The sequence below is a fragment of the Arthrobacter sp. efr-133-R2A-120 genome (genome assembly GCF_030209835.1).
Classification (GTDB): Bacteria; Actinomycetota; Actinomycetes; order Actinomycetales; family Micrococcaceae; genus Arthrobacter.
Map to the genome: position 1 here is coordinate 1 of NZ_JARVRF010000021.1, position 15,767 is coordinate 15,767.

Below are 15,767 nucleotides of genomic sequence, written 5' to 3' on the forward strand. Positions count from 1 at the left end.
GCTTTGTTGCGCTGTTCAACGCGCAGCAGCTTACGGCCTTCAGGTGCCAGGGTCATGAGGAACTCCATAATTCAGGTGGCGCGGACGCACCACGATGATTCGGTTCCTCCCCGCTCTGTATTGGACCTGAGAGTTTCCGCGTCCTGCCTCGCGGCTGGACGCTTGCACCGTCGGTGAGTCCGGTTGCCCGGGCTGCTTTCCAGAGTTGCCTTGCCGCGGCGGTACATGGGCCTGAGAGATTCCTGGGGAGGATTTGCTCCTACGGCGCCTGCTGAAACGTACCGGCAGGGCTCTCCCGCCGCAGATCATAAGCATGTGCCGCCTTTCGGTGACACGTCTCACATGGTATCCGGTGCCCGTGCGGCACGCAAAGAGTGCTTAGCGCAACTTCTAGCGGGCACCCTGGGAGGACCATACCGAAGCGCCGAGTTCGCGTGAAATTGTCCACGCGGCGTCGCGGAGTTCGCGGACGGTGGCCTCGCTTGCCGGCCACTCGCTCGCGGAGAGCACTACCGACAAAACGGCGATGACGGTCCCGCTTTCATCGTAGACGGGGGCTGCGATGGAAGCCTCGCCAATCACCGCTTCCTCGTATTCCAACCCGAGCGCGTTCTTGCGCACTTCCTCAAGCTGGGATCGCAGGACGGCGGGGTTGGTAATCGTTTCGCCGGTAAATTCGGCCAGCGGCTTGCTGAGCACGTCATTTTCGAACTCGGGGTTGTACGCGAGTAGTACTTTTCCGAGCGCAGAGGCGTGGGCGGGCAGGTTGAGTCCTGTTTCCGGCATTTGCTCTGTGCCGTCGGGGCGGCGGTCGTGATGGATGATCAAAACTTCGCCGAGAAGGTTCACACCCAGTCGCGTCGCGTACCCGGTCCGTCGAGACAACTCGTGCATCCACCGCATCGCGCGAGCCCGGACGTCAAGGGTGTCGAGGTAGACGCTCGAAAGTTTCAACAGCGCGGGCCCGAGCATGTAGCGGTTTCCGGAGCTTTCCTGGGCGACCAGCCCGTGTGCCTGCAGCGATTTCACGAGTCCGTGGACTGTGGAAGGCGGAAGCTCCAATGCGGAGGCCAGTTCGGAGATTCCAAGGCGCCTGGCGCCTTGAAGGAGCCCGAGGATTTTGGCCGCTCGGTCAATCGACTGGATCACAGCTCCACCACTCTCGCATCATCGGTTGCCTTGTCAGGCCAACAAGTTAATTTAGCCCCTTGACAGTTGGGAACCCTAAACGGCATTATTCGATATTAACGAATCGAAGTCGACAATGTCGAATCTGCTCGTCGTCTAATATCACCCGCCGTTCAAAGGAGAACTTCGTTATGGACGAAAACCGCATGTGGCAGCGGCTTGCTGCCGAGTTCCTGGGGACCGCGTTCCTCGTCTTCGTAGGCGTAGGATCCGTGCCCGCCCTCGCCATGGCCCGCGGCAATGCGCCGTTCACCGGCTCCGAGCTGGGCGTCATCTCGCTGTCGTTTGGCGCAGTTGTCATTGGCACCGTCTACGTCTTCGGTTACATATCCGGAAATCACATCAATCCAGCTGTGACAGTGGCGCTTGCCGCAACAGGAAAGTTCCCGTGGCGCGACGTGCCGGGATACCTCACAGCTCAGGTACTGGGCGCCGTTGCGGGCTCATTCGCCATCATTGGAGTACTCGGCCAGCGCGCCAGCGAACTAGGCCTCGGAATGGCCGCTTATGGCGAGATCCCCGTCTGGCAGGCCTTCACTGCTGAGTTCATCGGTACTTTCCTGCTCGTCTTCACGGTGTTCGGCGTGATCCACCGCAAGGCAGCACCGGGCTTTGCCGGGATTGTCATCGGATTCATCGTGTTCGCCGCAATCATCCCCGTCGCGCCCGCCACGGGGGCATCGATCAACCCCGCCAGGACCACAGGGCCGATGATCGTGCAGTTCCTGCTGGGCGAAACCGTTCATTGGGAGCAATGGCCTGTTTACGTTGCCGCAGAACTTGCAGCGGGCATCGCCGCGGGAGCATTGTTTGGGCTCATCTCGCGCACTCAAGCTGACCGCACCTCGCTGACCGCTGCTCTGACCGAACAGGAAACCCGGGCATGAAGAAGCTGATCAACTCCCCGCAGACCCTGCTGGCGGACGCACTGCGCGGTGTCGCCGCCGCACACGGGCAGCTGTCAGTGGACTTCGAGAACCGCATCGTTTTCAGCACCGCACCACGGGAGGGACGCGTCGCGCTAGTCTCCGGAGGTGGCTCGGGCCATGAACCGCTGCACAGCGGGCTCGTCGGCGCAGGAATGCTGGATGCCGCGTGTGCCGGTGAGATCTTTACGTCACCGACTCCAGACCAGATTCTGGCCGCCGCCACCAGGGTGAACACAGGGGCGGGTGTGCTCTTCGTGGTCAAAAACTACACCGGCGACCTGCTCAACTTCGAAATGGCGGCCGAACTCGCCCGGGAGCAGGGAATCGACGTCGCCTCGGTTGTCGTCGCCGACGACGTCGCAGTTGAGGACTCCACCTGGACAGCGGGCCGACGCGGTGTCGGCACCACGCTGATAATGGAAAAGGTTGCCGGCGCTGCTGCGGCCCGCGGCTGGTCGCTTGAGAAGGTACATGCGCTCGCCAAACGGATCGCCGACGCGGGACGTTCCATGGGAGCGGCGCTTACCAGCTGCACTGTTCCTGCCGTAGGTAAGCCCAGCTTCGATCTTCCCGAGGACGAAATGGAACTCGGCGTCGGTATCCACGGCGAGCCAGGACGTAAGCGTGTACCGATGATGTCGGCCGCGGAACTGTCCCACGCGTTTGTCGAGTCGATCACCACCGACTATGACTTCAGCGGAAAACCGGTTATCGCTCTGCTGACCGGCCTGGGAGGAACCCCGCTGATCGAACTCTACGCAATGTTCGCCGAGGTTTCCGACCGCCTTAACGAGCTAAACATCACGATGGCCCGTTCATTGGTCGGCAATTACGTCACCAGCCTCGACATGCGGGGCTGTTCCCTGACTCTGGTCGCTGCAGACAATGAAATTCTCGACCTCTGGGACGCGCCGGTGAACACTCCCGCCCTCCGCTGGAACGATTGACATGCCAGAAACACTCACGATCAATGCGCTACAGCAGTGGCTGCACCGCTTCGCGTCCGAAATCACGAGACAAGCAGACTGGTTGACCGAGCTGGACTCGGCGATTGGAGATGCCGACCACGGGACCAACATGGTCCGCGGCACAGCCGCAGTGGTCACCAAGCTCGATGGCCGGATGACAGGCACCGTACAGGAACTGCTCAAGGCCGTCGGCATGACCATGGTGTCCACGGTAGGCGGAGCCAGCGGGTCCCTGTACGGCACCTTCTTCATTGAAATGGCCCGAAACAGCCCCGCGGACGTGCGATTGAACGGTTCTGAATTGGAGAACGCACTGCATGCCGGCGTCAACGGCGTCATTGCGCGAGGACACGCAACAGTTGGCGACAAAACCATGATTGACGCCCTCGAACCGGCCGTCACGGCACTGTCCCGGTCCCTGGCTGATGGCCGGCAACTGCAGTGCTCAATTGCGGCCGCCGCCGCTGCGGCGACGACCGGCCGGGACTCCACCAAACCGCTCGTCGCACGCAAAGGCCGGGCGTCCTACCTCGGTGAGCGCAGCGCCGGACACATCGATCCGGGAGCCGCGTCAGCGGCCATCCTGCTTGCGGCGCTGGCCGCCAGCATCGGGGAAGGAACCGCATGATCGGCATCGTGCTCGTCTCACACAGTGAAGCCCTCGCAAACGCCGCGATGGAACTCGCCTTGCAAATGGTTCACGGCGCGCGGCCTCCCATCCGGATCGCCGCGGGCGCGGCCGGAGGATTCGGCACCGACGCAACAGCAATCGCGTCCGCAATCGATGACCTCGCCACTACTGAGGGTGTGCTCGTGATCACCGACCTGGGATCAGCGATCCTTAGCTCATCCCTGGCCTTGGAGATCCGCAGCAGCACCTACCAGGCTTTGATCAGCGACGGCCCGTTCGTCGAAGCAACTACGGCGGCAGTGGTCAGCGCAACGGCAGGTAGTTCGCTGACCGACGTTGCCGCTGAAGCGAGCAACGCCCTCAGCGCAAAGAAGACCCAGACCGTCACCGGAGCGGGCGCTTCAGTCGCGGAAGACACCAATCCGGACAACCCCGCCGCCAGCGCAGAGGAACGTCTGATCAATCCGATGGGCCTGCACACCCGCCCGGCAGCACTACTCGTGCAGACGGCCGGGGAGTTCAGTGCCGACATCGAACTGACAAACACCACCGCCGGACGAGGACCGGTCAGCGCATCCAGCGTGATCGGTCTGCTGTCCCTCGCAGCGAGCCAGAACGATCAGCTCCGCATTGATGCCAACGGCCCGGACGCCAGTCGGGCCGTGAACGCCGTAAAGCAGCTCGTCCTCCAAGGGTTCGGCGAGCTTTCCTAGCTTCCTTCCCCAACGTTTTCATCCCTTTCTTTCCGTCGTCCTAACTACAGAACCGGAGTACTTCCATGCCCACATCCGTGCGTCGACACATCATCAACAAACCCCACCGCGTCATCGACGAAGCCCTGGACGGTTTCGCCCTGACCTATCCGGAGCTGGTGACGTTCAACAACGAACACAACTTGATCTCCCGCAAAACCCTGACACCCGGCAAGACCGGACTTGTCTCAGGCGGAGGCTCCGGCCACGAGCCACTGCACGCCGGATTCGTCGGGAGCGGCATGCTCGACGTCGCCGTTTGCGGCGCAGTGTTTGCCAGCCCCACCGCAGACCAAGTGCATGCGGGCACCAAACTCGCCAACACAGGCGCAGGTGTCGTGCAGATCGTCAAGAACTACACCGGTGACGTACTCAATTTCCAGATCGCCGCATCCTTGGCCGATGACGACGGCGTCCCTGTAGAGCAGGTCCTGGTTGACGACGACCTCGCCTCCGATAACGGCAACGACGGCCCCGGACGCCGCGGCACCGCCGCAGTGGTCACCGTCGAGAAGGTATGCGGCGCCCTTGCCGAGCGGGGCGCCGGTGTTTCCACGATCGCCACACGCGGCCGCGACGTCGTAGCGCGTTCCCGCAGCCTGGCGATTGCCCTGGATGCGGGTGCGCACCCCGGAGAGTCCGTTGCAGCGTTTGAGCTGGATCCACACGAGGTGGAATACGGGGTGGGCATCCATGGCGAACGCGGCACCGGCCGCATCGCCTATGCACCCGCCGACGACCTGGTCGAACAGCTCGTGACCCCGCTGGTTTCCAGCCTGCAGGTCAAGCGCGGCCAGTCGGTGATCGCAATCGTGAACGGCCTCGGCGGGGCGTATCCGCTCGAGCTATCCATCGCGGCCCGCAACGTACACAACCTTCTGAACGGTCGTGGCATCAGCATCGCGCGTTCCTTGGTCGGCACCTACGTGTCTTCACTGAACATGCACGGCCTGTCCGTCACCCTGACCGTCGCCGATGACGAGCTGATCAGCCTGTGGGACGCCCCAGTCCGCACACCGGCCCTCTCTTGGTAACAACACAACAACCGAAGGAAACACAATGACCAACCTCATCGACGGCAGCACTGCACTTGCGTGGTTCACCGCGTTCAGCCAGCGATTTTCCTCGACTCAGGCCTATCTGACAGAGCTGGACCGCCTCGCCGGTGATGGCGACTTCGGCGTGAACATCGCCTCCGCACTGGAACGCACACAAGCGCGTTTGCCGCCCGCCACGGAATCGACCTGCACCACCGTGTTCGAGGCCGCAAGCCGTGGCTTTATGGCCACCGGCGGTACCAGCGGACCGCTGTTCGGGATGTGGTTCCGTGACATTGCGAAAGGCACCAAGAATGACGCCGCAGCCGTCACTGACATCGCCCAAAGCATCGCCGCGGGCCTGTCGACCATCCAGAAACTCGGCGGCGCTCGGGTCGGTGACAACACCATGATCGACGCACTGGAACCAGCATCCATTGCCCTCACCGAAGGGGCCGAGCGCGGCAGCACGCTGGGCGAGGCGCTCCTTGAAGCAGCCCTGGCTGCCCGGGCCGGTGCCGAGTCCACCGCCAACCTCATCGCCGCGCGCGGCAGGGCCACCTACGTGGGCGAACTCGCGCGAGGGGTGCTCGATCCCGGCGCGGTCACCATCGCACTGTTCTTTGAGGCCGGCGCGGACACCGTCGGCGCCGGCCGGGCCTGGCAACCGTTGGGCGGTGTGGAGGCGTGCAGCTAGATCCTGCGATAACTGAGGTCGAAGATCATGCGTCCGGCCTCGTGGGCCTTGTTTTCGAAGCTGGTGCGGATGCGGCCGTCGAAGCGCGGAGCCCATCCGCCCACGTGGTCCACTCCCTCGTTGGGGCCGGTGTGCTCGGTGCTGACCGGTGCCCGGCCTTCCTTGACGGGGGCCCCGCCCACCATGGCTTCGACTCCCGATTCCCACACTTGGGTGAGGGGGCTGTCCGCGCCGGCCCGCTCGCCGTCGTGCAGGTTTTCAAACTCGGTTGAACCGGCTAGGACCTCACGGACGTGGACGGCATAGTTGGACCAGTCGGTCGCGATCCGCCACAAGCTGCCCTTTTTGAGGGACCTCGCGGCGAGTTCGGCGAACGCGGGCTGGATAAGGCGGCGTTTGTGGTGCCGAGATTTGTGCCAGGGGTCGGGGAAGAAGACCCAGAGCTCGCTCACTGACCCCGCAGGCAGCATGGTGGCCAGGACCTCCGGGGCGTTGGCTTCCACGACGCGGACGTTGCTGAGGCCGCGACTGTTGATCTTGATCATCGTGTTGGCCAGGCCCGGGGTGTAGACCTCCACGGCGAGGAAGTCCTTGTCCGGGTTCTCTTCGGCCGCGTGGCATACGGCGTCGCCGAGTCCCGAACCGATTTCAACAATCAGCGGTGCCTTGCGGCCGAACTCCGCTTCGGCGTCGAACACGTAGTCCGGGTGCACGGACGTGTTGGCGACATGCCGCGGAACCTGGATGGCCCAGCGGTCCGAGTGCTCTTCCCACGCCGCTTGGCGCCGACCCTGAAGCCGCGTCCCGCGGCGCACGAAACTGACCGGCCGGCCGCCATAGGTGCCGAAGGAGGCCTGGCTGCCTGGGGTCACGGGGCGCGAAGACTGCGGTGATTCAGGGGATTCTGGGGTTTCACTCATCTCCTCCAGAATACCGTTGCACGGTCAAAGCCCCGCCGCGGAACCTGCGTACGCTCCCGTCACGAGGCGCCGGCGCACGGGGGTGACTGCCAGAATGGGTTGGTGACCCCCGCTTCAAGCGCCCCCAAGAACACCAAGCCACACTTCGCCGTTCCCGAGATCCTCGTCGACGCCGAAATCGACGAGCTTCCCGCCGACGAGCCCACCCAGGTCCGGACGCGCGGCGGACTCGTCTTCCTGGGGATCTGCCTTGTGCTCATCGGGCTGAACCTGCGGACGGTGTTCTCGAGCTTTTCGGCGGTCCTTCCGGAAGTCACCGCCGACGCCGGGCTGCCGGGCTGGGCGGTGGTTGTCCTCACCACTGTGCCGGTGACCTTGCTCGGTGTCTTCGCGCCGCTGGCGCCGATCCTGGCCCGCCGTTTCGGTGCCGAGAGGGTCTTGCTCGGCGCGATGGCTGTGCTGACAGCCGGGCTGCTGATCCGTCCCGTGGACCTCGCCGGCGCCGGGCACTTACCGGCCCTCCTTGCCGGTACCGCGGCGTGCGGCGCCGCGATCGCGCTATGCAACGTGCTGCTGCCCGGCGTGGTCAAGCGTGACTTCCCGCATCGCCTTGGGCTCATGGGCGGGCTATATACGACGGCGATTTGCGCGTCTGCCGCGCTTGGCGCCGGTTTCACCTATCCCGTCTTTACCGCGGCCGGGCACTGGACTTCGGCGCTGTGGTTCTGGGCGCTGCCCGCCGCCGTCGTACTCTTGCTTTTCCTGCCGCTCGCGATCCGCCAGCATCCCGTCCGGCACAACGCGGCCGACGGCGGTACGAACGTCTGGCGTTCCGCCGTCGCCTGGCAAGTCACCATCTTCATGGTGTTGCAAGCGATGATGTCCTTCAGCGTGTTCGCCTGGTTGGCGCCGATCCTGCGTGATCGCGGGATCGACGGCGGGACAGCCGGTTTGATCGTGTCCGTGTCGATTGTGCTGCAGATGCTTGGTTCGTTCATCGCTCCTGGGCTCGCGGCACGTTTCAAAGACCAGCGCGCCGTCAACACCGTGGTGGCGCTCATGACCGGCGGCGGCTTCGCCTTGAGTATTTTCGGCCCCACGGACCTGATTTGGGTGTGGACCGGGCTGTTGGGACTGGGGCAAGGGAGCCTCACCGCCGTGGCGTTGACCATGATCATGCTGCGTACCCGCGATTCCCACACCGCGGCGCACCTTTCCGGCATGATGCAGGGCGTCGGCTATGGCTTAGGCTCCACGGGAACCCTGATGGTCGGCCAGTTGCATCAAGCGACCGGTGGCTTCGCGGCGGCCGGCATCCTGTTCCTCGTGGTGGGATCCCTGGCGGCCTTCTTTGGCTTCCGCGCCGGCCGGAACCGCTACGTCGGCTAGCCCAACTGACTCGCATTTGTTGTCGTTATCAGGCCTCTAAACGACAACAACTGCGAGCCAGTTGGGGAGGGAACGCAGCGAGGCGGCATAATCGGGTACATGGTCATGCTGGCACCCTCGCGCGAGCTGGACGGGCTCGATCGGCGGATTGTCGGCGCTCTCCAGGTCAATGGCCGTGCCTCCTGGCGGCGGATCGCCGAGGTCCTGGGCGAGCCGTTCAGCACGGTGACCCGCCGCGGCATCGCACTGCTGGATTCGAGCATCGTGCGCGTGGCCGGCCTGGTGACCCTTGGCCCCACCCACCTTGTGGAAGTTCATTGCGAGCCCTCCCGGTTGCTCGCCATCGCCGAGGAGCTTTCAGGCGACCCGGACGCCATATTCGTCTACGCGCTCACCGGTCCGACTCGTCTCCTGTTCGAAGTGCAGGCCCGTCCGGGGCGCCTCTCGAGCCTTGTCTTGGAGGAACTTCCAGCCCTCGACGGCGTGGTGCAGGTGAGCGCTTCGCCCGTCATGGAGTACTTCCGAACGGTGGCTGAATGGCACCCGGGTCCGGTCACCGCAGAGGAAACTGCCGCGCTCCAGGAAGTGCCTCCTCCCCCGTCCCGACCGAGTGCGAGCGGAGTGCTCGACGACGTCGACTCCCACCTTGTGCGGATCCTCGTGGCTGACGGCCGCGTTCCGGTCGCCGAGCTCGGGGAAGCCGTGGGACTCTCCGCGCCGGCCGTGCGCCGACGGCTCAACACCCTTCTTGAAGAGGGCACGCTGAGTGTCCGGGCGATCGTCGAGCCCGCGGACATCGGCCTTCCGATCGAAGCCGTAGTCTGGGTCCGCACTGCCCCGGCCGACGCCGTCGAGGTTGGCCGGCTGCTCGCTGAAGCTCCCGGGGTCCGCTACGCGGTCATGGCAATGGGCGAATTCCAGCTCATGGCCGACGTCACCCTCGCGAGCCTGGACGAATTGCGCGATTTCCTCACGTCGTCCCCATGGGCCGCACGTGCCCTGGCCGTGCGCAGTTCCCTCGTGGTGCGGGCGTACAAGCGCGGTGGCGTGCGCATGCCCGCCCTCGACTGAATCATTTAGAAACCCGATCCTCCCGCCTTGGTTCACTCCTGCCCTGAACCGGATGCTCCGCGCATCAAAAAACCTTACGGAGACCTCTAGCCAAATGTGATTCGTCCCACTATCGTGGTTCATTAATTCCACTTGAGACAAAGAAGTGACTCAAAAGGAAACTACATGAAGGCAAGATGAATCATGACAAACGACTTGATTTACCGTGGGGCAGTGGAGCTCGCTGGGCTCCTGCGTTCCCGGGAGGTGTCTGCCACCGAGGTTCTTGACGCGCACCTGGAACAGATCGACAAGGTCAACCCCTTGATCAACGCGGTGGTGACCCTCGACGAAGAGGGCGCCAGGGCGGCCGCAGCGAAAGCCGATCGCAAGATCATGGCCGGGGAGCCTGTGGGGTCTCTCCACGGCTTGCCCATCAGCTTCAAGGACACCGCGAATACGGCGGGGATGCGCACCACTTTCGGGCACCCGCATTTCCGGGACCACGTTCCGGAGGAAAATGATCTGCACGTCCAACGCATCCTCGACGCCGGAGCCATTCGAGTGGGCAAGACCAATGTCCCCGAGTTCGCCGCTGGATCCCACACTTTCAACCGAGTCTTCGGTGCAACGCGCAACCCGTACGACCCCGGCAAGTCCGCCGGGGGCAGCAGCGGCGGTGCTGCGGCGGCCCTGGCAGCAGGCTTCCAGCCGATCGCCGACGGAAGCGACATGGGCGGCTCCCTCCGCAACCCGGCGTCGTTCTGCAATGTGGTCGGCCTGCGTCCCACTCCAGGCATGGTCCCCAACACCGACGGCAACAACGTCTTCTTCCCATTGGCCGTGGCCGGACCAATGGGCCGCACGGCGGCTGACGCCGCGCTCTTGTTCGACGTCATGACAGGCGCTTCCCCGGACGATCCCCATTCCGTTTTCCCGCCCAGCCTGGCAAGCCCAGCAAGCCTTGCCGCCGAACCGTCCCCGGCCGATTTTTCCGGTCTGCGCATTGCCTTCGCCCCGACGCTCGGCGGCCGGATCCCGGTGAGCCGCGAGGTACTCGATGTCATTGAACCGCAGGCGGCGGCACTCGCGGCCCTCGGCGCACACGTGGAGCTGGACTGCCCGGACCTCGACGGTTCCGAGCAAGTGTTCCGCGTACTGCGCGCAGCCTCCTTCGACTCGATGTGGGGAGAGCAGCTTGCCGCGGAGCCCGATGCCTTCAACCATTTCCTGGCCGGAAACATCCGTGAAGGTGGCCGGCTCAGTGGCCGCGACGTCGTCCGCGCCGAGGAAGGAATGACCCGCCTGATCCGCAAGGCGGCCGGATTCTTTGAGCGTTACGACCTGGTTATCGCGCCTGCCTCCCAGATTGTCCCGTTCGACGTCGATCTCGAATACCCCACCGAGATCGACGGGCAACAGCTCCAGAACTACCTCGACTGGATGCGTGCCCCGTACCTGTTCACCCCGCTGGGCCTCCCTGCCCTGTCGGTTCCGGCCGGGTTCACCCCCGCCGGACTTCCCGTCGGCCTCCAGATGGTCGGAGCGCGCGGCAGCGACGCCCGCCTCCTCCGCCTGGCTTCCGCCTTCGAGAAGATCTCTTCCTGCTCATCCGTTCGCCCCCAAGGAGCTGCAGTTCTATGAGCACTACCCTGGCATCCCCCAAGAGATTGACCATTGCCTCAGTCCCCATCGTGGGCATGATCATCACACCCTTCCTGCCCTTCGTCTCCACGCCGACGCTATGGCTTGGCCTCCCGTCGGCGATCGTCTGGATGGGCCTCATGATCGTCGCCACGATCGTTGCCCTGCAGATTGTGGAGCACACGTACCTCCGCGAAGGCGGTGCCGAACTCGATCGTCTTGAAGCCGAGCAAAGCGCCTTGGCAAACGCCGCTTCAACAAGCGCCGCAACCAACAGCCCTGCCCCGATCACCGAAAGAAGGGCCCACTGATGCTTACAGTCGCCATCATCATCGGAATTGTCGGCATCGGCGCCCTCGGTATCGCGGGCCGCCGACGCCAGACAGAGCTCTCGAGTTGGACTGTCGGCAAGCGGGATTTGCCCCGCTGGACCAGTTGGTTCCTCCAAGCGGGCGAATCGCTGACCACCTTCAGCTTCCTCGGCCTCGCCGGAATCGCGTTCGGTGGTGGCGTTGCCGCGCTCTTTGCCGTCGCCTATCTGACCATCAACTGCATCGTCCAATACTTCGTGATTCCGCGCCAGCGTGAGCTCGGCGCGAACCGCGGCTACCTGACCATGGCGGACTTCTTCCAGGACCGGTTCAATAGCAAGGCCCTGGGCAAGACCGTGGCCCTCGTGGGTGCCGTCTTCCTCATCCCGTACCTGCAGCTGCAGATCACCGGGCTCGGCTTGATCGTCCAGCTCGCTACGGGCAGCGAATCGGCGCGTGGCTACAGCATGGCCGTGGCCAGCGTGCTGGTGGTCGTCTTCGTGATCTGGGCGGGTATCCGGGGACTCGCCAAAGTGGCTGTCTTCAAGGACTTCGCCATGCTCGCCGCCCTGGTCATCGTGTTGGCCGGTGTGGTGGCCGGTATTGGCGGCATCCCGGATATCTTCGCCAAAGTCATGGATACCGCCCCGAGCTACCTCACCATCAGCCGCCCGGGCTTCGACGCGACCTTCTGGGTAACCTCCGTTATCGTGACAAGCATCGGCGCCGGGCTCAACACCTTCCCGCACTTGTGGCCGCCGGTCCTTGCCGCGAAAAGCGGTGCCGTGCTGCGGGACAACGTCAAATGGCTTGCGGTCTACCAGTTCCTGCTGCTCATCCCGATCACAGCCGGAATCGCCGCCACGCTGGTCCTCGATCCGAAGACCAAGAGCAACTTTGTCCTACTGGGCATCGCCCAGCACACCTTGCCCGAGCCATTGATCGCGATCATCGCCATCGGCGGCGCAGCCGCCGCCATGGTTCCGGCGGGCGCGATCGCAATGGGCATTTCCTCGCTTGTCTCGAACAACCTGCTGTCCGTGAAGAACCCCAAGCTGCGGTTCCGGATCAACCACGTGGTGGTCGCCCTCGCCGTCGGACTGGCCCTGGCGTTCGGGCTCGCGAAGTCGGACATCGGCGCGCTCCTCCTGCTCACGTACGGTGGACTCACCCAGCTCGCTCCCGCCGTCGCCATCGCGATCGGCCGCAAGGTGCGCATCGGCGCCGTTCCGGTCAACCTCGGCATCATCGTGGGCACGCTCACGGTAGCCGTCATTACCTTCGGCAACATCCCCACGGGCGGCGTCGATTCGGGCCTCATTTCCCTCGCACCGAACCTTGTGGTGCTCGCGGTCGCGGAGCTTATCCGCCGTCGTCGCCTTCCGCAGGTCCCGGCTGAGCGAGCGGACGACGTCGAGCGCCCGGTTCCGGGACACAGCGCGGTTGAGGGACACAGCACGGTGGGAGTCGAAGCATGACGCAGCCCGAATACCCCGGCCACAAGCAAGACCACAAAGGACCGCTCGCCGGGAAGCTCGTCGTCGACCTCTCCCGCGCCCTTGCCGGTCCACACGCCGGCATGATGCTCGGTGACCTTGGCGCCCGCGTCATCAAGGTGGAAAATCCCGACGGCGGTGATGACACCCGCGGTTGGGGGCCGCCGTTCGTGGACATTCCGGAGGGCCGCGAGTCCACGTACTTCCTGTCGTGTAACCGGAACAAGGAGTCCATCCGGCTCGACCTCAAGGCGGCAGAAGGCAAGGCCGCGTTGCGCGAACTGCTGCGGCAGGCAGACGTCCTCGTGGAGAACTTCCGCCCGGGAACCCTGGACCGCCTCGGCTTCGACCCGGCGAGCCTCGAAAAGTTGAATCCGAGGCTCGTGGTCCTCGCCATCAGTGGCTTCGGCCACGACGGTCCCGAGGGGCACCGCGCCGGTTACGACCAGATTGCCCAGGGCGAAGCGGGGCTGATGTCCCTCACGGGTTCGGGGCCCCGGGACCCGCAGCGCGTTGGCGTACCTATCGGCGATGTCCTGGCCGGAGTCCACGGCGCCTGCGGTGTGTTGGCGGCCCTCCTGGAACGTGAGCGCACGGGCCGTGGCCAAATAGTGCGCACCTCGCTCCTGTCTTCGATCGTCAGCGTGCTCGCTTTCCAAGGCACGCGTTGGACGGTGGGCGGCGAGGTTCCGCAGGCCCAAGGCAACCACCATCCCTCGATCGCGCCGTATGGGCTGTTCCGTTGTGCAGGCGGTGCTGTGCAGATTGCCGTGGGGTCCGAAGGCTTGTGGCGCCGCTTTGCGGGGGAGTTCAGCCTTCCCGTTGACGACGAACGCTGGCGGGACAATCAGTCCCGCGTAGCCCACCAGGCCGAGCTGATCGATGCCATCGAAGCAGCATTCTCGGAGTCCGACGCCGAAGAGCTGCTCGCGCGGCTTGAAGCGGCCGGGGTGCCGGGCGGCCGGGTCCGCTCCCTGGACGAAGTCTTTGCTTGGGAACAGACGCGGAGCCAGCATTTGGCGCTTGAACTCCAGCACCCCACGCTGGGACGTATCGAGGTCCCGGGATCGCCGCTGCGCTTCTTCCAGCAGGACGGCACCGAGACCACGAGGTTGCGGCACTCCGCACCCCCAAGGCTCGGAGAGCACGACGACGCCGTCCGGGCATGGCTTGACGGAGCAGGATTGCCCGGCGACGCATTGCCCGGCGGCGCGTTGCTTGCTTCGAGGGCGTCGTGACGGCGCTCGCGGAGGCCGCGCGCCCGGAACCGAGCCCGGCGGGACACCGGCAACGCCGCCTTGGCGGGACGGAGTTTGTTGAACAGTTCCTCGACGCCGGCAGTTTCCGCCGTTGGGACCGGCCGGTCCCTGTACCGCCCGGTGCAGATTCCGCCTACCTCGCGGATCTGGCCCGGGCCCGCGACCGTAGCGGTGCGGACGAGTCCGTGCTCACGGGCGAGGGGACACTGGATGGAATTCCTGTAGCCGTCCTGGCCAGTGAGTTCGCCTTCCTTGGCGGCTCGATCGGGAGGTCCGCCGCCGAGCGGATCGTCGCGGCAATTGAAGAAGCAGGCCGACGCAGTCTGCCGCTCGTGGCCGCTCCGGCGTCAGGGGGTACCCGCATGCAGGAAGGCACCCTTGCGTTCCTGCAGATGGTGCGGATCACGGAGGCCCTCACGGCATACAAGCGTCTTGGACTGCCCTATCTGGCGTACCTCCGGCACCCGACCACAGGCGGCGTCTTCGCCTCATGGGGATCGTTGGGTCACGTCACGGTGGCCGAACCGGGTGCGCTCGTTGGCTTCCTGGGTCCCAAGGTCTACGCCGGGCTCACCGGACAGGAGTTCCCGGAGGGCGTCCAGAGGAGCGAGCATCTTCTCGCTCGTGGAACTGTCGACGCCGTGTTGGACGCACGGGGATTCAGGAACCTTGCCGTTGAGGTGCTGGGCATTCTCGCTGGCCAGGGATCGTGGGAAGGCGCCGGTTTTGCGCCAAACCCGGGGGACATGTCCACTGGGGACCCAAACCCGGGGGACATGTCCAGTTGGGATTCGGTCCTGAGGACGCGCGACTCTGGGCGTCCCGGGCTGGTGGAACTGCTCGACGGCGGGTTCGGCCGCCTCGTCCGCTTGCACGGCACGGGCCGAGGGGCAGCTTCGGCGAGCACCGCCGTCGTGCTGGCTGAACTCGAGGGCCGGCCGGTCGTCGTCGTTGGCCAGGACCGCGTAGCCCAGCGGGCGGGGAGCGTCCTCGACGCGGCGGGTTTGGCGCAGGTGCGGCGGGGAATGCGCCTCGCGGAGGAACTGGGTCTGCCGCTCGTGACGGTGGTGGATACTCCTGGGGCCGAGCTTTCGGTCCGGGCCGAGGAGTCCGCGATCGCGGGCGGGATCGCCGATTGCATTGCGGGAATGCTCGGACTGACCGTGCCAAGCGTTGCCGTGCTCCTCGGCGAGGGGACCGGTGGCGGCGCGCTCGCTCTTGCGGCTGCCCGCCGCACGGTGGCGGCCGAGAACGCCTGGCTCGCGCCGCTGCCGCCGGAAGGTGCCAGCATCATCGTGCACGGGGACACGTCCCTGGCGGCCGAGCTGAGCGAGCGGCAACGGATCGGAGCGCGCGCACTCCTCGAAGATGCTGCCGTGGACGAGGTGGTAGGCGAAGGCGACGGCTTCCTGAAGCGCCTCGCCGAAGCCGCCTCCCGGCAGATCTCGGCGCAGCTCACGTAACTCGTCCCCACAAGCCCAACTAGCTCGCAGTTG

The 15,767-nt window shown here is 65.0% G+C and carries 15 protein-coding genes and 2 riboswitches; of the genes, 13 read left to right on the top strand and 2 right to left on the bottom strand.

The features are described from left to right. Positions 1-105: 105 nt before the first annotated feature. Positions 106-208, bottom strand: a riboswitch (glycine riboswitch). A 1-nt stretch (position 209) separates the two neighbouring features. Continuing rightward, a riboswitch (glycine riboswitch) is annotated at positions 210-308 on the bottom strand. An 82-nt stretch (positions 309-390) separates the two neighbouring features. Then, positions 391-1,149 (bottom strand): IclR family transcriptional regulator, encoded by a 759-nt coding sequence (locus QRN52_RS11705; RefSeq protein ID WP_284752892.1) that lies wholly within the window; start codon positions 1,147-1,149, stop codon positions 391-393. 170 nt (positions 1,150-1,319) lie between these two features. On the opposite strand from QRN52_RS11705, the gene QRN52_RS11710 reads away from it, so the two are divergent. The 6 genes from QRN52_RS11710 to dhaL (QRN52_RS11735) all read left to right on the top strand — a co-directional run bounded on the left by QRN52_RS11710 (position 1,320) and on the right by dhaL (QRN52_RS11735) (position 6,202). Then, positions 1,320-2,075: an MIP/aquaporin family protein gene (locus QRN52_RS11710; protein WP_284752893.1), complete on the top strand. Its 756-nt coding sequence runs from the start codon at positions 1,320-1,322 to the stop codon at positions 2,073-2,075. Then, complete coding sequence (gene dhaK / locus QRN52_RS11715; protein ID WP_284752894.1) at positions 2,072-3,064, top strand: dihydroxyacetone kinase subunit DhaK; 993 nt, start codon at positions 2,072-2,074, stop codon at positions 3,062-3,064. Before QRN52_RS11710 ends, dhaK begins: the two co-directional genes overlap by 4 nt. A 1-nt stretch (position 3,065) precedes the next feature. Next, the gene (dhaL, locus tag QRN52_RS11720; RefSeq protein WP_284752895.1) at positions 3,066-3,713 is read left to right on the top strand and encodes a dihydroxyacetone kinase subunit DhaL; all 648 of its coding nucleotides are present in this window, start codon (positions 3,066-3,068) and stop codon (positions 3,711-3,713) included. Continuing rightward, the gene (locus QRN52_RS11725; protein ID WP_284752896.1) at positions 3,710-4,429 is read left to right on the top strand and encodes an HPr family phosphocarrier protein; all 720 of its coding nucleotides are present in this window, start codon (positions 3,710-3,712) and stop codon (positions 4,427-4,429) included. Before dhaL (QRN52_RS11720) ends, QRN52_RS11725 begins: the two co-directional genes overlap by 4 nt. 65 nt (positions 4,430-4,494) lie before the next feature. Next, positions 4,495-5,502, top strand: a complete 1,008-nt coding sequence (locus QRN52_RS11730) for a dihydroxyacetone kinase subunit DhaK (protein ID WP_284752897.1) — start codon at positions 4,495-4,497, stop codon at positions 5,500-5,502. 25 nt (positions 5,503-5,527) lie between these two features. Further along, positions 5,528-6,202: a dihydroxyacetone kinase subunit DhaL gene (dhaL, locus tag QRN52_RS11735; RefSeq protein WP_284752898.1), complete on the top strand. Its 675-nt coding sequence runs from the start codon at positions 5,528-5,530 to the stop codon at positions 6,200-6,202. On the opposite strand, the gene trmB is transcribed toward dhaL (QRN52_RS11735), so the two are convergent. After that, a complete protein-coding gene (gene trmB / locus QRN52_RS11740; protein ID WP_284752899.1) occupies positions 6,199-7,122 on the bottom strand; it encodes a tRNA (guanosine(46)-N7)-methyltransferase TrmB in 924 nt (307 codons plus the stop codon). The genes dhaL (QRN52_RS11735) and trmB overlap by 4 nt on opposite strands. Positions 7,123-7,224: 102 nt before the next feature. Here trmB and QRN52_RS11745 point away from each other — a divergent pair, with 102 nt between their 5' ends. From QRN52_RS11745 to QRN52_RS11775, 7 genes are all read left to right on the top strand, one after another. Then, a complete protein-coding gene (locus tag QRN52_RS11745; protein WP_284752900.1) occupies positions 7,225-8,511 on the top strand; it encodes an MFS transporter in 1,287 nt (428 codons plus the stop codon). A 99-nt stretch (positions 8,512-8,610) separates the two neighbouring features. Continuing rightward, the gene (locus QRN52_RS11750) at positions 8,611-9,582 is read left to right on the top strand and encodes an Lrp/AsnC family transcriptional regulator (RefSeq protein WP_284752901.1); all 972 of its coding nucleotides are present in this window, start codon (positions 8,611-8,613) and stop codon (positions 9,580-9,582) included. Positions 9,583-9,765: 183 nt separating this feature from the next. Beyond that, positions 9,766-11,205 (top strand): amidase family protein, encoded by a 1,440-nt coding sequence (locus QRN52_RS11755; RefSeq protein WP_284752902.1) that lies wholly within the window; start codon positions 9,766-9,768, stop codon positions 11,203-11,205. Continuing rightward, positions 11,202-11,516, top strand: coding sequence for a hypothetical protein (locus QRN52_RS11760; RefSeq protein WP_284752903.1), 315 nt, complete (start codon positions 11,202-11,204; stop codon positions 11,514-11,516). Before QRN52_RS11755 ends, QRN52_RS11760 begins: the two co-directional genes overlap by 4 nt. Beyond that, on the top strand, positions 11,516-12,994 hold the full coding sequence (locus tag QRN52_RS11765; RefSeq protein ID WP_284752904.1) for a sodium:solute symporter family protein: 1,479 nt from the start codon (positions 11,516-11,518) through the stop codon (positions 12,992-12,994). Before QRN52_RS11760 ends, QRN52_RS11765 begins: the two co-directional genes overlap by 1 nt. Continuing rightward, positions 12,991-14,250, top strand: a complete 1,260-nt coding sequence (locus QRN52_RS11770; RefSeq protein ID WP_284752905.1) for a CaiB/BaiF CoA transferase family protein — start codon at positions 12,991-12,993, stop codon at positions 14,248-14,250. The genes QRN52_RS11765 and QRN52_RS11770 overlap by 4 nt, the downstream gene beginning before the upstream one ends. After that, a complete protein-coding gene (locus tag QRN52_RS11775) occupies positions 14,247-15,734 on the top strand; it encodes a carboxyl transferase domain-containing protein (protein WP_284752906.1) in 1,488 nt (495 codons plus the stop codon). The genes QRN52_RS11770 and QRN52_RS11775 overlap by 4 nt, the downstream gene beginning before the upstream one ends. Positions 15,735-15,767: the final 33 nt, after the last annotated feature.

What these genes read in the sequence shown, in the direction of transcription:
- QRN52_RS11710 (WP_284752893.1), top strand. Translation starts at nt 1,320, where the DNA reads ATGGACGAAAACCGCATGTGGCAGCGGCTTGCTGCCGAGTTCCTGGGG.
- dhaK (WP_284752894.1), top strand. Translation starts at nt 2,072, where the DNA reads ATGAAGAAGCTGATCAACTCCCCGCAGACCCTGCTGGCGGACGCACTG.
- dhaL (WP_284752895.1), top strand. Translation starts at nt 3,066, where the DNA reads ATGCCAGAAACACTCACGATCAATGCGCTACAGCAGTGGCTGCACCGC.
- QRN52_RS11725 (WP_284752896.1), top strand. Translation starts at nt 3,710, where the DNA reads ATGATCGGCATCGTGCTCGTCTCACACAGTGAAGCCCTCGCAAACGCC.
- QRN52_RS11730 (WP_284752897.1), top strand. Translation starts at nt 4,495, where the DNA reads ATGCCCACATCCGTGCGTCGACACATCATCAACAAACCCCACCGCGTC.
- dhaL (WP_284752898.1), top strand. Translation starts at nt 5,528, where the DNA reads ATGACCAACCTCATCGACGGCAGCACTGCACTTGCGTGGTTCACCGCG.
- trmB (WP_284752899.1), bottom strand. Translation starts at nt 7,122, where the DNA reads ATGAGTGAAACCCCAGAATCCCCTGAATCACCGCAGTCTTCGCGCCCC.
- QRN52_RS11750 (WP_284752901.1), top strand. Translation starts at nt 8,611, where the DNA reads ATGGTCATGCTGGCACCCTCGCGCGAGCTGGACGGGCTCGATCGGCGG.
- QRN52_RS11755 (WP_284752902.1), top strand. Translation starts at nt 9,766, where the DNA reads ATGACAAACGACTTGATTTACCGTGGGGCAGTGGAGCTCGCTGGGCTC.
- QRN52_RS11760 (WP_284752903.1), top strand. Translation starts at nt 11,202, where the DNA reads ATGAGCACTACCCTGGCATCCCCCAAGAGATTGACCATTGCCTCAGTC.
- QRN52_RS11765 (WP_284752904.1), top strand. Translation starts at nt 11,516, where the DNA reads ATGCTTACAGTCGCCATCATCATCGGAATTGTCGGCATCGGCGCCCTC.
- QRN52_RS11770 (WP_284752905.1), top strand. Translation starts at nt 12,991, where the DNA reads ATGACGCAGCCCGAATACCCCGGCCACAAGCAAGACCACAAAGGACCG.